General features: G+C 44.4%; 15 protein-coding genes and 3 pseudogenes. 11 read left to right on the forward strand and 7 right to left on the reverse strand.

Going from position 1 to position 16,150, the window contains the following annotated elements:
• Positions 1 to 121 precede the first annotated feature (121 nt).
• The 3 genes from lysA (at position 122) to ACOBWA_RS01405 (ending at position 3,567) form a co-directional block, all read left to right on the forward strand.
• Positions 122 to 1,351, forward strand: a complete 1,230-nt coding sequence (lysA, locus tag ACOBWA_RS01395) for a diaminopimelate decarboxylase (protein ID WP_420230696.1) — start codon at positions 122 to 124, stop codon at positions 1,349 to 1,351.
• A 259-nt stretch (positions 1,352 to 1,610) separates the two neighbouring features.
• On the forward strand, positions 1,611 to 2,498 hold the full coding sequence (dapF, locus tag ACOBWA_RS01400; RefSeq protein ID WP_101205107.1) for a diaminopimelate epimerase: 888 nt from the start codon (positions 1,611 to 1,613) through the stop codon (positions 2,496 to 2,498).
• Positions 2,499 to 2,544: 46 nt separating this feature from the next.
• On the forward strand, positions 2,545 to 3,567 hold the full coding sequence (locus ACOBWA_RS01405) for a tyrosine recombinase XerC (protein ID WP_420230012.1): 1,023 nt from the start codon (positions 2,545 to 2,547) through the stop codon (positions 3,565 to 3,567).
• 33 nt (positions 3,568 to 3,600) lie between these two features.
• Here the strand turns inward: ACOBWA_RS01405 and ACOBWA_RS01410 are convergent, their stop codons facing one another.
• Positions 3,601 to 4,470, reverse strand: coding sequence for a nitrilase-related carbon-nitrogen hydrolase (locus ACOBWA_RS01410; protein WP_420230013.1), 870 nt, complete (start codon positions 4,468 to 4,470; stop codon positions 3,601 to 3,603).
• A gap of 283 nt (positions 4,471 to 4,753) precedes the next feature.
• Between ACOBWA_RS01410 and rpoN the strand changes: the two are divergent.
• Together rpoN and hpf are read left to right on the forward strand one after the other, a co-directional pair.
• A pseudogene (gene rpoN, locus ACOBWA_RS01415) lies at positions 4,754 to 6,402 on the forward strand (RNA polymerase factor sigma-54).
• A gap of 359 nt (positions 6,403 to 6,761) precedes the next feature.
• Positions 6,762 to 7,142, forward strand: a complete 381-nt coding sequence (gene hpf, locus ACOBWA_RS01420) for a ribosome hibernation-promoting factor, HPF/YfiA family (protein ID WP_057758130.1) — start codon at positions 6,762 to 6,764, stop codon at positions 7,140 to 7,142.
• 207 nt (positions 7,143 to 7,349) lie between these two features.
• Here the strand turns inward: hpf and thiS are convergent, their stop codons facing one another.
• The 4 genes from thiS to ACOBWA_RS01440 all read right to left on the reverse strand — a co-directional run bounded on the left by thiS (position 7,350) and on the right by ACOBWA_RS01440 (position 9,629).
• Positions 7,350 to 7,550: a sulfur carrier protein ThiS gene (gene thiS, locus ACOBWA_RS01425; RefSeq protein ID WP_057758131.1), complete on the reverse strand. Its 201-nt coding sequence runs from the start codon at positions 7,548 to 7,550 to the stop codon at positions 7,350 to 7,352.
• A 120-nt stretch (positions 7,551 to 7,670) separates the two neighbouring features.
• Positions 7,671 to 8,045, reverse strand: a complete 375-nt coding sequence (locus ACOBWA_RS01430) for a DUF423 domain-containing protein (RefSeq protein ID WP_201578838.1) — start codon at positions 8,043 to 8,045, stop codon at positions 7,671 to 7,673.
• Positions 8,046 to 8,069: 24 nt separating this feature from the next.
• Entirely contained in the window at positions 8,070 to 8,933 is an 864-nt protein-coding gene (gene rpoH, locus ACOBWA_RS01435) for an RNA polymerase sigma factor RpoH (RefSeq protein ID WP_197099889.1), read from the reverse strand.
• Between the two features lie 240 nt (positions 8,934 to 9,173).
• Positions 9,174 to 9,629, reverse strand: coding sequence for a sulfurtransferase TusA family protein (locus ACOBWA_RS01440; RefSeq protein ID WP_420230014.1), 456 nt, complete (start codon positions 9,627 to 9,629; stop codon positions 9,174 to 9,176).
• A gap of 436 nt (positions 9,630 to 10,065) precedes the next feature.
• Between ACOBWA_RS01440 and ACOBWA_RS01445 the strand changes: the two genes are divergently transcribed.
• Positions 10,066 to 10,695 (forward strand): M48 family metalloprotease, encoded by a 630-nt coding sequence (locus ACOBWA_RS01445; RefSeq protein WP_420230015.1) that lies wholly within the window; start codon positions 10,066 to 10,068, stop codon positions 10,693 to 10,695.
• Entirely contained in the window at positions 10,695 to 11,747 is a 1,053-nt protein-coding gene (locus ACOBWA_RS01450; protein WP_420230697.1) for a M48 family metalloprotease, read from the forward strand. Before ACOBWA_RS01445 ends, ACOBWA_RS01450 begins: the two co-directional genes overlap by 1 nt.
• Positions 11,748 to 11,789: 42 nt before the next feature.
• On the opposite strand, the gene ACOBWA_RS01455 is transcribed toward ACOBWA_RS01450, so the two are convergent.
• Both ACOBWA_RS01455 and rpsU read right to left on the reverse strand, forming a co-directional pair.
• A complete protein-coding gene (locus tag ACOBWA_RS01455) occupies positions 11,790 to 12,239 on the reverse strand; it encodes a GatB/YqeY domain-containing protein (RefSeq protein WP_057758141.1) in 450 nt (149 codons plus the stop codon).
• Between the two features lie 202 nt (positions 12,240 to 12,441).
• Positions 12,442 to 12,656 (reverse strand): annotated as a pseudogene (gene rpsU / locus ACOBWA_RS01460) (30S ribosomal protein S21).
• A gap of 636 nt (positions 12,657 to 13,292) precedes the next feature.
• On the opposite strand from rpsU, the gene ACOBWA_RS01465 reads away from it, so the two are divergent.
• From ACOBWA_RS01465 to crcB, 4 genes and pseudogenes are all read left to right on the forward strand, one after another.
• Positions 13,293 to 13,664, forward strand: coding sequence for a hypothetical protein (locus ACOBWA_RS01465; RefSeq protein WP_420230016.1), 372 nt, complete (start codon positions 13,293 to 13,295; stop codon positions 13,662 to 13,664).
• A gap of 125 nt (positions 13,665 to 13,789) precedes the next feature.
• Positions 13,790 to 14,320 (forward strand): c-type cytochrome, encoded by a 531-nt coding sequence (locus ACOBWA_RS01470; protein ID WP_420230017.1) that lies wholly within the window; start codon positions 13,790 to 13,792, stop codon positions 14,318 to 14,320.
• A 342-nt stretch (positions 14,321 to 14,662) separates the two neighbouring features.
• Positions 14,663 to 15,720, forward strand: a pseudogene (tsaD, locus tag ACOBWA_RS01475) (tRNA (adenosine(37)-N6)-threonylcarbamoyltransferase complex transferase subunit TsaD).
• A gap of 44 nt (positions 15,721 to 15,764) precedes the next feature.
• A complete protein-coding gene (gene crcB, locus ACOBWA_RS01480) occupies positions 15,765 to 16,136 on the forward strand; it encodes a fluoride efflux transporter CrcB (RefSeq protein ID WP_102090826.1) in 372 nt (123 codons plus the stop codon).
• Positions 16,137 to 16,150: the final 14 nt, after the last annotated feature.

Below are 16,150 nucleotides of genomic sequence, written 5' to 3' on the forward strand. Positions count from 1 at the left end.
CTTGGCCGATTCTGCTACTGGCGAATCCGTTACTATCCAAACTGAGCAAGGGCTATATGTTGACCCGAAAGCGTTGAGTGCTCACTTGCCAGCGCTAAGCTATCGCGACGATGCATTGTATATGGAGCAGGTCAGTATCGATGAGTTGGCAAAACAATATGGTACCCCATGCTACGTGTATTCAAAGCAGGCTATATTGGACGTTTATCAAGCTTATACTGATAGCTTTGCCAGTCTGAATCATCAGGTATGCTATGCCGTAAAAGCAAACTCTAACCTTGCCGTGCTTGGTGTCTTGGCACAGGCAGGCGCTGGGTTTGATATTGTCTCTCGCGGTGAGTTGATGCGTGTGTTAGCGGCAGGTGGCGCAGCATCACGTGTGGTATTCTCAGGTGTGGGCAAAACGTACAGTGATATCGAATATGCGCTGACTCAAGGTATTGGCTGTTTTAACGTTGAATCTATCAGCGAGCTAACCCTAATAAATGACGTGGCAAAGTCACTTGATAAGCCTGCGCCAATCTCGTTACGCGTCAATCCTAACGTCGATGCCAAAACCCATCCATATATCTCGACAGGTCTCAAAGACAACAAGTTCGGCATCACTCACGAAGACGCACTAGCGGTCTATCAGCAGGCAGCTGATTTATCACATATCGACATCGTTGGTATTGATTGTCATATTGGCTCGCAGCTAACAGAGGTAGAGCCATTTGTTGCAGCATTAGATAAAGTGATTGAGCTGATACATAGCCTGCGTGATGCTGGCATTGAGTTACAGCATATTGATTTGGGCGGCGGTTTAGGGGTGCGCTATATTGATGAGACGCCTGTATCTATCGATGAGTTTGCCCAAGCATTATTGCCAAAACTTAGCGAGCTTGGCTTGACTGTGTTCTTTGAGCCAGGTCGTAGTATCGTTGCTAATGCTGGTGTGCTATTGACCCAAGTTGACGTACTCAAGCCGACTGAGCATAAAAACTTTGCGATCGTTGATGCCGCGATGAATGACTTGATTCGTCCTGCTTTATATCAAGCTGAAATGGCGGTGATTCCAAGTGTGTTACCTAGTGCTGGTATTGATACGGATGGTACGCAGCCGTGGGATATCGTTGGCGCGATTTGTGAGACGGGTGATTTCTTGGCAAAAGACCGCCTACTATCATTGGCCACAGGCGATGTACTGACCATTACGGGCGCAGGTGCTTACGGCTTTACCATGAGTAGTAACTATAACTCACGCCCGCGTGCTAGCGAAGTGATGGTGTCTGGCGATAGTCATCAGCTTATTCGTAAGCGCGAAACAATTGAAGCGTTATATGCAGATGAAGCGCTGTGGCAGGGTGAATAGTACTATAAGCAGCGGTAATTGATGTTGATATGGTCATCGATGGCTGTTTTAATTAAATAGCTTTTTAATTATAGCTTTGTTGATCAAAGAGAACCCACTATGACGATAACAGTGGGTTTTTTTGTGCCCAATGCTAAGTAAGTAGGTCAGTTGTGAGATATATATATAACTTGGTATTTGATAGTGGTGATAATTATGATTGTATCTGACAGCGTGCTAATATAAGGCATACATAAAAATAGGATAGGACATCAAAGATATGCTAATAGAGTTTACTAAAATGCATGGGTTGGGTAATGATTTCATGGTCATTGATTTAGTGACCCAGCGCTTAGATTTGACCAAGGGTTTGGTGCAGTTATTGGGCGACCGTCACCTAGGCATTGGTTTTGACCAGCTGCTCGTAGTCGAGCCACCCATGCGTCCTGATGTCGATTTCAGTTATCGTATTTTTAATACTGATGGTACCGAAGTCGAACAGTGCGGCAATGGCGCGCGTTGTTTTGCGCGTTTTGTGCAGGCACGTAAACTGTCATTTAAGCAGCGTCTACGCGTTGAGACGGCCAGCGGTATTATTTCTCTGACCACTGATCGTTACGGTTGGGTAGATGTCGATATGGGTAAGCCTAAATTTGAGCCAGATGAGATTCCGTTTAGCCCAAGAGCGACGACCAAAATCCAAAATACCTATCATCTTGATGTAAATGGTACTCCGGTACAACTGTACGTTGCCAATATGGGCAACCCGCACGCTGTCATAAAAGTCGATGACGTACTCGATGCCGAGGTTGAGACTTTGGGCAAAGCAATTGAGTCGCATCCTGCGTTCCCAGACCGCGTCAATGTGGGCTTTATGCAAGTGATGAATCAGCGCCATATTCGTCTACGTGTGTACGAGCGCGGTGTGGGTGAGACCCAAGCTTGTGGTACGGGCGCGTGTGCAGCAGTAGCCGTTGGTATACGTGAGGGTTGGCTCGATGAAGGTGAGGAAGTTCGCGCGCAGCTCTACGGTGGCAGCATGATTATCAAATGGCAGCCAGGTTATTCGGTTACGATGACGGGTCCGACCGCTTTCGTTTATGAAGGTGTATTTAGTCCAGATGGCCTGATGGCACAAGCAGGTCTTAAACCCAATGCTGAAGGCTGATAACTGTTGTTAGGTCAATCGTATAAATACCAAGGATGGTTCTAATATGGTTATGTCTACCAATAAAGAAAGTCAGGCGGCAAGCTCAGCACCTTGGCTATCTACTGAGCTGGCCGCCAATATAGAGTCAGACGCTGCCTTACGAGAGCTACTCGCACCTGTGCATCGTTGGCTCAATACATTGTCTGTGCGCAACCATTCGCCGCATACTCTGACCGCTTATTTCGCTGGTTTAAATCAACTGGCGTTATTTTTGCGTGGGAAGCGTCTAACGTGGACACGCTGTGATAAACGGCAACTGGCCCAGCACATCAGTCAACGTCTTGATGAAGATAAGTTGGCGCTTGCCAGTGTCCAGCAAGAGTTGTCTGCGATTCGGCATTTTTATGGTTGGATGATTGAAGAAGCGCTAGCACGTATCAACCCAACCACTGGCTATCAGCTTAAGCGTAGTCTTAGACCGCTGCCTTCTATCGCTGATGTCGATTTACTGACTCAGCTACTCGATCAAGAAATGCCTGATACACCAGAGCAAGCGCGCTTATGGTTACGTGACAAAGCTATGTTTGAGCTGCTCTATAGTAGTGGCTTGCGCGTTGGAGAGTTGGTCGCACTCGATATGGCAGATGTAGACTTATCTGATTTACGGGTACGAGTCACGGGTAAAGGCAATAAGACACGCCTAGTACCATTAGGGATAAAGGCTGCAGAAGCAATTAGTCGATACTTGCCGCATCGTAACCTATGGGTAGAGCAGATGGATAGCGCATTGTTCATCAGTGAAAAGCTCGGCACCAGATTATCAACACGGGCAGTGCAACAGCGCTTAAAAGTTGCTGCTACTCGCGCAGGTATCGCACAAAACATGTATCCACATCTACTGCGTCATTGTTTTGCATCACATATGCTGTCAGGCAGTGGTGACTTGCGTGCTGTACAAGAGATGCTCGGGCATAGTGATATTAGCACCACGCAAATTTATACCCACGTTGATTTTGCAAAATTAACGCAGGTTTATGATCGCGCGCATCCACGAGCAACTCATGCTCAAAATGAAGAACTGCCCTAGCAATTAAGCACGAAATTTACCGTACTTACTAATCTACGCCAAACGATGACAATCAAAGATAGGCAGTTTCTGACGGCCTTGCTCTTGCGCTTGTTTGTCTAATGACGCCATGACGACGGCATATTGTTTATCCAGTTCGCTATCGTCATAGCTTGCGATAACACTACTATCAAACGCTGTAATGGCTGCATGTCCCCATGTCTGACGGGTGCTACCATCTTTATAAAGATGATTACCACCTTGTGCTGCGCCAATGACCATACATTGACTATCTAGAGCACGAGCACGTAACAACAACGACCAGTGCGATTGTCCAGTCAAGTAAGTAAAGGCAGAAGGTGCACTCAATAGTTCGGCACCTGCTTGTCGCAGACGCTGCGCCAATGCTGGGAAGCGCAAATCAAAACATACCATCATGCCGAGTTGATAGACTGTATCGCCTACTGCTAGTGGCGCAATTACGGTCTGCGTACCCGGTTCAAAGGTTGCTGCTTCGTTATAGCTGCCATGCTTATCGGCCACAGTTGCGGTAAACAGATGAATCTTGTCGTAGCGTGCGACACGGGTACCATCTGGTGCAAACAGCTGGCTCACTTGGCGCAATCTACCATCAGGAACGACATTGCCATCAGGGCGATAATGGCAGGGTAACGAGCCTGCTAGTACATGGATACCAGCGGTGCGGGCGTAGTCTGCTATCGTCGCTGATAAGTCATCAAAACGCTCGGCAGTAGCAGATTGCTGTCCCATACTACAGCAGTTCTCAGGCAATACAACAAGCTCAGCCCCTTGAGTTTGTGCATCTGTGATAGCGGCTTTGATATCTGCTAAATTATCCTCAACATTCTGCTGACTGTTCATTTGAATAGCAGCGACGTTAAGTTGATGGTTATTTGAATTCATGACAATATTCCTATTGGGTGTGAGCTGTATTGGTCATTCACCGTAATTTATTATAATATTTTCGCGGTAATGAGCAGACTGCTCGTATTTATGGGTTGCTCATCCTTGCCAAGATGTTAGTTTACTAGCGATAGCAAACCAAACGTATCTGGACAAAACATAAATTATCATAGCAAAATTGTGGCAAAAAATGCTATCGTCATGTCCTGATAAGATTTATGTCGTTACCTTTACTGACAGAATAAACACAATATCACTAAGATCGGAGTGCAATAAGCCGCCCATGAGTATGTCGTTCGGATTGGCGACCACGCTGAGCAACTCACAAAAGCTAACCCCGCAAATGCAGCAAGCCATAAAATTGCTGCAGCTCTCTAGTCTTGAGCTTGCACAAGAGGTTCAGGCAAAGCTAGATAGTAATCCATTACTTGAACGTATCGAAAATGATGACGAATACGACAGTGGTGACGATGAAATAGAGGAGTGGAGCGAGCCGTTGACGCTTGATAGCTGGAATCAAAGTAGCAGTGACTCATTCGACTCAGTACCTACTACCAGTATAGAGTACAGTAGCGATAGCTTCAGTGATAGTTTGGATAAATTACAACAGCCTAATATCGATGATAGTGCAATAGATGTAGATAGCTACAGCAGTTCTGATGCCGATAGCTTTGATATAGGTAGCTTTGACACGGGTAACTATGCTTCTACCGCAACAGGCGCTGGCAATAGTAGGGGTGATGAAGATTTTGATAGTTACCAAGGCGGTACATCGTCCACCATTCAAGATCATGTGCGCTGGCAGCTGAACTTTAAGCGTCTATCAGAGGCCGATACGCTGATTGCAGAGTATTTGATAGACTCCATGGATGATATGGGCTTTATTCGAATTGATATAGATGAGCTGCTGCAGAGCTTTGATACGATGGCAAGTTTCTATCAATGGGATGAGCGCGTTGAGAAAGAAGAGGTCTTGACGGTATTACGTATTATCCAGTCCTGTGATCCAGCTGGTGTGGGGCGCGTCATTTAAGCGAGTGCTTATCGATTCAGCTATCCAAACTAGATGCCCACACCGAATATCTACAAGAAGCTCAGGCGCTGCTATCAGCGAGCGAGCATTTAGTCAGTAATAATATTAAAGCACTCACTGAATGTACAGGGCTTGCACCAGAATATATTACACCTGCGATTACGCTACTACGTACCTTAAACGCTTCGCCAGGGCTGCTATTTCAATCTAGCCAGCCCGACTATGCCCAGCCGCCTGAGAGCTACGATATTCCAGATGTGTTGGTTACACCTATTAGGAACAATAAGGCGACAAGTAACTTTCAGGCGGAAGAGGATGGCTGGTATGTACGTCTCAATCCAGACACCCTACCAAAACTACGCGTAAACCAAGAATATGCCAACTTAGTCAAGCGTGGCGATGACAGTCCTGACAATCAATATCTGCGCGAAAACCTTACCGATGCTCGACTGTTTATTCGTAGTATCGAAGAGCGCAATCAAAACCTACTCAAAGTAGCAACTAGCATTGTACGCTATCAACAAGAGTTCCTGCAGCATGGTGCAACCGCCATGCAACCCTTGATATTAAAGGCAATTGCTGAAGAAGTTGACTTGCATGAGTCTACGGTCTCACGCCTTACTACCAGTAAAACTATCTTGACGCCGCAAGGGTTGTTTTCTTTGAAACACTTTTTCTCATCTCACGTAAGTAGTGCTGATGGAGATATCTCATCGACCGCTATCAGTGCCATGATTAAAAAGCTCATCGCTGACGAAGATCCCAAAAAGCCATTATCAGACAGTCGTATCAAAGATGAGCTGTTAGCAGATGGTATCGATATGGCCAGAAGAACCGTCGCCAAATATCGTGAAGCAATGAATATTGGCTCGTCTACTCAGCGCAAACAGAAATACTAATTATCTAAGCTCATCTTTCTATAAGGTTAACGGTTACCTGTCTGTATAGTGTAAACCAGATATAAAAAATAAAATTTTTTGATTATATAGAAACCAAGTAGAAATAATAGGTATTGTTACAATTAATTACAATTTAATGGCTTGCTACTGGGCGATTTTCATGACAAATTAGAGTCATACCAACAACGAAAACCAAGTGCCGGTTTATAGTATTTATTTACAACTAATAAAGGAGACGATAAAAGGATACGTCGACACATTACTAGAGGCATTGGTGTAGTTAGTGGTAAGGCAGGATGATAAGAGCAAGAATGCTATCTCATCTGTTGATTGTAAGTTACAAATAAAAGGACAACAATATGAATGTTTCTATCAGTGGTCATCATATCAGCGTTACCGAAGCTATGGACACAGCAGTACGCGAGAAGCTTGAAAAAGTAGAGCGTCACTTTGATCAGATACAAAGTATTCAAGTGATTTTATCGTTAGACAATAGCGGTGCTAGCGACGGCGGTAAAAAGAGCCATAAAGCTGAAGCAATTATGCGTGTCTCAGGTCAAGAAATGTTTGTCCAAGCGTATGAAGATGATATGTATAAAGCCATTAACGAGATGGCAGACAAGCTAGATAGACAAGTACGTAAGTATAAAACTCGTCAAGAGCGTAAAAAGACTCAGGGTGCAGGACGCGATAGTCGCTACCAAGATCTAACCCCTGCAGAAGCAGTACCAGCAGCATAGTTCGAGTTTAAAACTTTGAACACTATCGTTACAAGCTAGTGAAAGTAGACTAAGAGAATAAAAAATTTATAAATAGCTGCTGCATTAGTTTGTAATTGACATAAAAAAGACCTCTAACGTGTAATACGTTGAGGTCTTTTTTAGTGCTAGTGAACTTAGAACCAAAATGAACTAGCTATCAGCTCAAGCTTATCTGTCTAAACATTATTAACCACCACCGACGGCTTGTACTACTTCTATATTCATACCTTCTACAATACGTAGTTGAGCAAGCTCGCTTTTTGGCATCAGCTCGCCGTCTACTTCTACAGCGTAACGACCTTGGCTAAGACCAAGCTCATTGATAACCAGTTGTACAGTCTGATGAGTGGTTTGCAAGCTTTTACCATTGACACTAATGGTGCTCATATTAAATACTCCTTAATATTTTAAAATTCCTGTTCATTCGCTACGTATCTTTTGTTTTGTTACTGATAGTTTGTCGCAGCTAATGCAAAGAGCTAAAAATAACAGTAACTATTGAACAGCTCAGTTAACTGAGTCCTTCAATCGAAAAGCGGAAACGGCCAACCATAGCCAACCTGCAATCATGAGAACGCCACCAATAGGCGTAATCGCACCGAACCAGCGCGGTGCACCAAGCGTCATGGCATACAAACTACCAGCAAAAATGATAATACCAATTTGTAGTAACCAAGCGGTCGTCTGAGTAATATATTTTAAACGAATTAGCAGACCGACAAGCAATAATCCTAGCGCATGTACGAACAAATACAGCGTTGCCGTATGCCACCACTCGAGCTGCTGTATGCTGACATGACCTTCTAGACCATGCGCACCAAATGCGCCCAGAGCAACAGCAATAGCCATATTAATTGCGGCAATACCGATCCAATTTATCATTGAACAGCTCGTATCATCTTAAGGCTACTGAATATCATCTGGCAAAATCACACTATCAATGGTCATCGCATCACGGATTTTGTCCATAGCATTTTTCTCGATCTGACGCACTCGCTCAGCTGAGATAGAGTAAACTGCTGCTAACTCATGCAAGGTGGATTTTTGCTCAGATAACCAACGCTGTTCGACGATATCACGCGAACGATCATCTAAAGTGCCCATCGCAGCGATGAGTGCTGATGAGTTGTTCTCTTCCCAATCCGCTTCCTCTAGCTGCTCAGCTGGATCAATTCCATCTTCCAAAAATAGCTGAGGGGCATAGCGACCATCATCATCGTCGCTTGACTGCGCCTCGAATGAAGCATCATAAGAAGTCAGACGTGACTCCATCTCTAACACTTGCTTGCGCGTGACATTTAAGTCATTAGCAATAGCGTCCGCTTCCTCTAAGGTCAGCTGATTGTTGGTCTTCTTAAGGCTACGCAAGTTAAAGAACAGTTTACGATGAGCCTTGGTGGTCGCAACTTTCACAATACGCCAGTTGCGAATCACAAACTCATGAATTTCAGCTTTGATCCAATGTACGGCAAAGGACACCAGACGTACGCCTTTATTCGGGTCAAAACGTTTAACTGCTTTCATCAATCCTAAGTTACCTTCTTGGATTAAATCTGCTTGCGGCAATCCGTAACCCGAGTAACTACGTGCGATATGAATTACAAAACGTAGATGCGACATTACCAGTAGACGAGCGGCTTCGACATCACCTTCATCATAATAGCGATGCGCCAGCTCTTGCTCTTGTACTGGCGTCAAAATCGGGATTTGATGGACAGTATTGATATACGCACCCAAGTTGACCCCTGGCGCTGACAGGTGAGTTGGCATAGCTGGTACTAAGTCGCGCGTACTGGTATTGCCCAATGCGCTCGCGTCATAAGGTGGTCGCTGAGCAGCGGCCTTTAATGCCGCATCGCGTGCATCGTTTTTTATAGGAGCTGAGCCATCTTTTTTATTTGTATTTACAGCATCAGTAGAAGTATTAGCCATATTCTTGACCTTGGTTAAATAGTTAAGCAAATAGTCAGATAAAAATCTTTATGATTTAATTGTAAAGGATAGCAGCGCTTAGTTGCTATCAGTTTTGGTAATGATGAAGTGATATATTGTAGCGAAACGCTGTAATGATGTGCCATCAACTGACGAGTGGTCAGTACCTTCATTGACCACTAGCTCTAAATAATTTGCCGACTGTGATTGCTGACTTTGTCTACAAAACGCTGTGATATCAGCTTGCGAGTTAGGGTCGGTTGCAACCACGTACAGTGATTCGCCAACTGTTACGTCACGTAATGCGACCTTCGTTTTTAACAATGGCATCGGGCATGCAAGACCGCGTCCATCAACGAAGCTTTTTATATTTAGTTCAGATTGCTCTATAGCTACATTATCTGAGCTATGACTTTCAGTCGGTAGCAGTTCTAGTAAACTCGCAATGTCATTCTGCTGTGCATCAGTCAAATTCGCTGATAACTGTATAGAGTGCGACACACGTTTGATGACTAATTCACTAGCAGCGGGCATAACTTAAACCTTGTAGATGTCTATATTTTAATTTGTTTTATCAGCGATAGGCTTTGATATTGAGTACGAACATAATCCATCAATCATAAATTATGAGGTCGTTATAACAGTCATCACAGTCATCTAAACCTACTATCATTATTGCTTATTATACCAAATAGACAATGTATAGTTGCAGTTGAATATAATCAACGCTGTGTTCGGTTCACTAGAACCATATAACCAAGAGTTGCCCGATTAGCAATTGGCCTATTAGTATTTATACGATTGAGACTTACTGCATAAATAATAGCCCAATGAATAATTACACAGCCATGTTGCGCAATCGTGACGGGTGGCTAAGTTATTGGTAGTTAAGTTCATTGTAGAATTGACCTTGGATAAACAAGCTCGTATAGTCGAAAAGACGTCGTCAATCATCTTATAGGATATGCACTTGTACCACGCTCATAGAACGAAGCGACCCGACAGTAATAACTCTTTAGTAGCCAAAAACTCTGTAGGCTTGCCACTCATGCTGTCTAAGCAAAAAGGTAAACGTGATTTTATGAGTTTAGCTTTGCCAAATGGTATCAAGGTAGGACTATCAATGATGCTGCTAGTCATGGCCAGCGTTGCACATAGTCGTGAGAGCCAAACGCTGCCATTGGCTGATAGCTCGTGGCAAGTCACAGATCCGCAAACGCTAGATCTACCAAATTTGCGCGGGCAAGGACTGAGCTTTGCTGAGCAGTATCAAAACAAAATGCTTGGTGAATGGTCATTACAGAATATCAATGGCCGTGTCAGAATGGAACATGATCCTTGGGTACAAGAAACGATAAAAGACATGACATGGCGTCTCAATGCCCAAGCTCGTCAGCAAGCACCGCTTGGCGTCGTTATCATCGATAACCCTAGTATTAATGCCTTTGCAGCGCCTGGCGGCGTAATCGGTATCAACACTGGGACGATCCTGTCAGCTAGTAGCATGGATGAGCTGGCAAGCGTCGTCGCGCATGAAGTTGCGCATATCAGTCAACGGCACTACGAGCATAGCGCTGACGAACGTAAAAAGCCTTGCTGATGCAGCTAGGCGGTATGCTAGCCGCGATTGCTGCTTCAGCTGTCGATGGTGATGCCGCTGCGGCTGTGATGATGGGCAGTCAGACAGCCTCTATGAATAGCAGTATGGCGTTTAGCCGTAGTAACGAGCGTGAGGCTGACCGAGTAGGGATGCAGATTATGACCCAAGCAGGTTATGATCCTCGGGCGATGCCACGGTTCTTTGCCACGATGAATCAGCAGAGTCAGTTAAATCAAGTTGAGAATCAATTCTTACCGAGCTTTGTACGCTCACATCCTCTGAGTAATGAGCGGTTGAGCGAGTCACAAAGTCGCGCTCAGCAGTATCCAGCGCTCTCATTGAGCCAGCAGCAGCGCCATCAAGCATTGTTTGATTTGTTGTATTGGCGTGTGCAAGTGACTGGTAAACATGCGTCTGAAGTGACGTTGACAACGGCCGCCAAAAACAGTCTTGGGGCCAAACTTGCGCTAATGCATTGGTATGGAGAGCAGCAGCGCTTTACAGATGCTAATAAGGTATTGGCCGAGATAAATGCGTTATCAAGCACACAGCGTCAAAATTTAGAGCCTCTATTGTCGATTACGCACAGTCAGTTATTGAGTGAACAAGGTAAGTGGCAACAAACCGTAGATGTCTTAGAGAGCCAGCAGCGCCTATATCCTGAGCGCCGTGATTTACGTCTTTATCTGGCCGAAGCACTGACTAACAGTAATCAACCGATAAAAGCCCAAGCGTTGTTGAAGCCACTAACAGAACAGCAGCCAAGCGACCGTTACGCATGGCAAAGCTTGCAACTTGCCAATGAAAAACTTGCTAAGACCACCACATCACCACAGTTAGCCAATATCGCGACGATTAATGCATTGCGCTATCGCAGTTATGATCAGCTATGGAATGGGCGTTATGAGAGTGCGCTGACCTCTTTGACACAGGCCAAACAGTTGACGGAAAATCTGCAAACTACGGAACAATCTACTAGTGCGCGTCCGTTATTGGCTAATATTAATGCAGAACTCAAAGCAATAATAACCGCCGAAGACTTTAAGCCTTAGGCGGTTATTTGTACAGATTAGCCTGCCAATCAATAGCAAGTGCTAGCCCTGTAGCGCGTCTTTAACCATTTTAGAAATCAAAGCAGGATCAGCACGGCCAGCTGTTTTATTCTTCAAAACACCCATGACGCTACCCATATCACGCATAGACGTAGCACCTTGCTCAGCGATTTCAGCATTTACCAATGCCATGATCTCGTCTTGATTCATTTGCTGCGGCATAAACTCGTTGATAATATCAATTTCAAACTGCTCCTTGGTAGCCAAGTCATCACGGCCATTTTCTGTAAAAATAGTTAGTGACTCTTGACGCTGCTTTAGCTGTTTTTGCAAAACTTCTAATACTTGCGCATCATCAAGTTCTGTCTGACGGTCAATCTCGATTTGTTTCACTACTGACTGTACGTTGCGCAGTACTTTGACGCGCTCAAGTTCACGAGCTTTCATTGAAACTTTGATATTGTCTGATAACGTCTGTTTAAGTTGGCTCACTGCTATTATCCTTATCGATCTGTTAAATGCTATTCGCTAGATGTCGTTTGTTAAATTTTAGAACAAAACCTGCTGATAGTGGTTTTAATAAAAAATTATGTCAGCAGTAATAACAAAAATTGTAGCATAAAAAACGCCACTGATATCGATTGATAACAGTGGCGTTAGTGTAGCGCTTGTACTTAGCTAATCAGATTACTGATTAGTACATACGAGTGGTACGAATAGTTTCGCGTTGTAACTTCTTCTTATAACGCTTTACGGCAGCAGCTTTTTACGCTTACGTACTTGCGTTGGTTTTTCATAAAACTCACGCTTACGTACGTCTGATAATACACCAGCTTTTTCACAAGCACGTTTGAAACGACGGATAGCGATATCAACTGGTTCGTTTTCTTTAACCTTAACTGCAGGCATGAAGACTCCTCGATTAGGATGAGATATAAGGGCATTAGTTTGGCTGTGTATTAGTATTTAGCCGTAATATCTCAAGATTACAGGCATCAGCTCAAACTAGGACAATTCTCACGCATTAGCGCAAGGGCAGGTATTTTAATAAAAATACCAACAAAGTCAATGATTTTAAGCATTTATTGCCGATAGGTTGTTCAATTAGATAGCTATTTGAATTTGGCTCTCAAACTATGAATTCGACATATATACAACGCTTTATCAATAAAAAACCCCTACCGTCTATAACGGTTTGATTGGAGTTTATGCTATGATAATTCCCATATTATAGGGTCTATTGAACATTCAAATATTAGGGCTGCTGATGGCTAAAGTTACACCAAACTAGGCGAAAACCGACGATAATGTCGAGACCTTAGCTAGGTTTTCAACAACGGTTGGGGTAATTTTAGCATCAGTCTTTCAGGGCAGTACTCTTTTTGCCAATATATGGCGAAATAGTTTAACCTAGAATGACTAGGCTTCAACAATTTCACTGCATATTGTCTAAAAAATAGTGACTGCCAGCACCACATTTGAAAGTTCAATAGACCCTAGTAAGCCTATAAACCGTTTTGTGTGTATTTTATTGAGGATGTTGGAATGAAAAAAACAGTATTTAACACGGCATTAAGCACCGCACTTATCGTAGCTTTAGGTGTGAGCGTGAGCGCTTGTAGTGGCGGTGAAGAGCATGAAGAAGTAATGGCAATCGATCGCGTTGACGAAGCTGCTGAGCTTGCCATCAAAAATGCGCCACCAGCTGAAGAAATGGAATTCCCAGAGACAGCACCAATGCCAGCAGCTGATGCAGCGGGTACAGAAGCTGACGCTACGGCTACTGCCGAAGCAGGAACGGCTGACGCTGATGCTGCAGAAGCCGCAGCTACCGATAGTACGGATACAGCCGCTGCTCCTACTGACAGCGCTGATATGGCGGCTACTGACGATACAGCTGCAGCCACTGCTGAGTAATTTAGTGGTCAATTGACTATTAGCTCAATTGAATATTAAGCAGTCGTTGGTCGTATACGTAAGTACTTTAAGCTGATATAACGTATCACTAATTGATTGCAGACTGATTAAGTAAGGGTAAAACTATGATTGATATACAACCGTATATGAACAAGCTGAAATTGTCTGTGATCAGCATGAGTGTGGTATTTGCTGTGAGTGCTTGTAGCGGTGATAACACAGCTACGGAAGAGTCTGCAGTAGCCGATGAACCTGCTACCGCTATAGAAGAGACAGCTGTAGCAGAAACCGAAGGCACGATGCCTGAGTCTGTAGTTGAGCCAGACACAGAATCAAAAGTAGCAACAGAGTCTGCAGAAATAGTAGATGAATCAGTGGCAAAACCTGAAACTGATTCTGAGCCTGAAGTGTTGGCAGCAGATGCAGGTGCTAAACTGTATGAATCAAACTGTCAGGTTTGTCATGCTGCAGGTTTACTCGATGCGCCAAAGTATGGTGATACAGCGGCTTGGACAGCTCGTTTGACCAAAGACAAAGAGACGCTATATATGCACTCGGCTAAAGGCTTTAATAAAATGCCAGCACAAGCGGTGAATGGTGTGACCGAAGCACAAGTTAAAGCAGCTGTTGATTATATGCTAGCGTCGGTAAGCTGATACGCTATATTAGAGTATGTAAGCTATTGAAATTTGCTAAACTGGCCGTCATTGTGACTGACAATGACGGTTTTTTTACGCACGTTTTTTGTCATGCCAGTCTGAGAATATATAGCTGTCTCAAGCGAATTCGAGATAGTGTGTGGCTGATTGTATTATAGTCGGTGAACTACTAAACCGCTACGGCGTTACCCTCCTTAGATGTACTACTTGTACAATCTGCAGTCGGCTGCCTTGTACTCATTTTAGAGTTCTTTGACTATAGTTATCCAATTTATCAAAATGATGTAAGATAAAAGTGCGACAAAAATAGCACGAAAACGAAAGTATAAAGGCAAAAGTATGAAAGTATTGGGCTTAGAGACCTCTTGTGATGAGACGGGGCTAGCGATTTTTGATAGTGAGCAAATAAATAGCGACAACCAAGGTTTGGTCGGGCAAGTACTGTACTCTCAGATTGAGCTGCACGCCCTTTATGGTGGCGTTGTGCCTGAGCTTGCTAGCCGCGATCATATTCGTAAGCTCGTGCCGTTATTGAACGAGCTGCTAGAACAGTGCGATATGAAAAAACCGACATTGATGCGATTGCCTATACTAAAGGGCCTGGTCTTATTGGTGCATTGATGACAGGCGCACTGTTTGGTCGTAGCTTGGCATATGGTTTGGATATTCCAGCGATTGGTATTCATCATATGGAAGGGCATCTTTTAGCGCCGCTTATGGGCGCGAACCCTCCGGCATTTCCTTTTGTCTCGCTACTAGTATCTGGTGGGCACACGTTACTGATAGCTGCTCACGGTGTTGGACAATATGAGATATTGGGCGAGTCGATAGATGATGCGGCGGGTGAGTGCTTTGATAAAGCAGCTAAAATGTTGGGTCTACCTTATCCTGGCGGTCCTAATATTGCTAAGCTGGCAGAAGCTGGCAATCCTGACGCTTACGCACTACCAAGACCAATGCTACATCGAGGTCTAGACTTTTCGTTTAGTGGCATGAAAACAGCCGTGCATAATCTGATTAAAGATACGCCACACTCAGGAGGGTCGGGTAATGGCGCTGACAGCGATCCACAGGTTCGTGCTGATATTGCCGCCAGTTTTCAGCATGCAGTAGTCGACACGCTAGTGAAGAAATGTGTTAAAGCACTCAAGCAAGCAGATATGAGCCGTTTGGTAATTGCAGGTGGGGTTAGTGCCAATACTCATCTGCGTGAGATGTTAGAAGCGGAACTGGCTAAAATTAATGCGACGGTTCATTATGCACCGCCTGCGCTATGTACGGACAATGGCGCGATGATTGCTTATGCAGGTTTTGAGCGCTTGCAAGCAGGACAGTCTGATGATTTGGCCGTTAGCTGTATTCCGCGTTGGCCGATGACAGAATTGCCAGCCGTATAATTGAACATTTGGTCCAACACGTCTATATGAATTAAGGACAGTTTATGCAGTGGCTTGCTATTGGTTTGGGCGCAGCATTTGGTGCTTGTCTTCGAGCTTGGCTATCGCGTTTCAATGCCTTGCACGGTTGGGTGCCACTCGGTACTTTGAGCGCAAACATCCTTGGCGGACTATTAATTGGGCTTGCGCTAGTATGGTTTGAGCGCATGGGTAGCAACTTATCTGATCATGTGCGTGTCTTTGTGATTACTGGCTTTTTGGGCGGGTTAACTACCTTTAGTACGTTTAGTGCAGAGGTATTTGGCTTTATTCATGACGGACGGCTGCTGGCAGGATTAGCGCTCATCGGTTTGCATGTTGGGCTAACGTTACTGGCAACCGCGCTTGGCTTTTATTTCTTTAAGCTAGTTTGGTAGGCGTTGGTAGATAT

Origin of the sequence: Psychrobacter sp. ER1, from assembly GCF_048631835.1 — a bacterium.
Lineage (GTDB): Bacteria > Pseudomonadota > Gammaproteobacteria > Pseudomonadales > Moraxellaceae > Psychrobacter.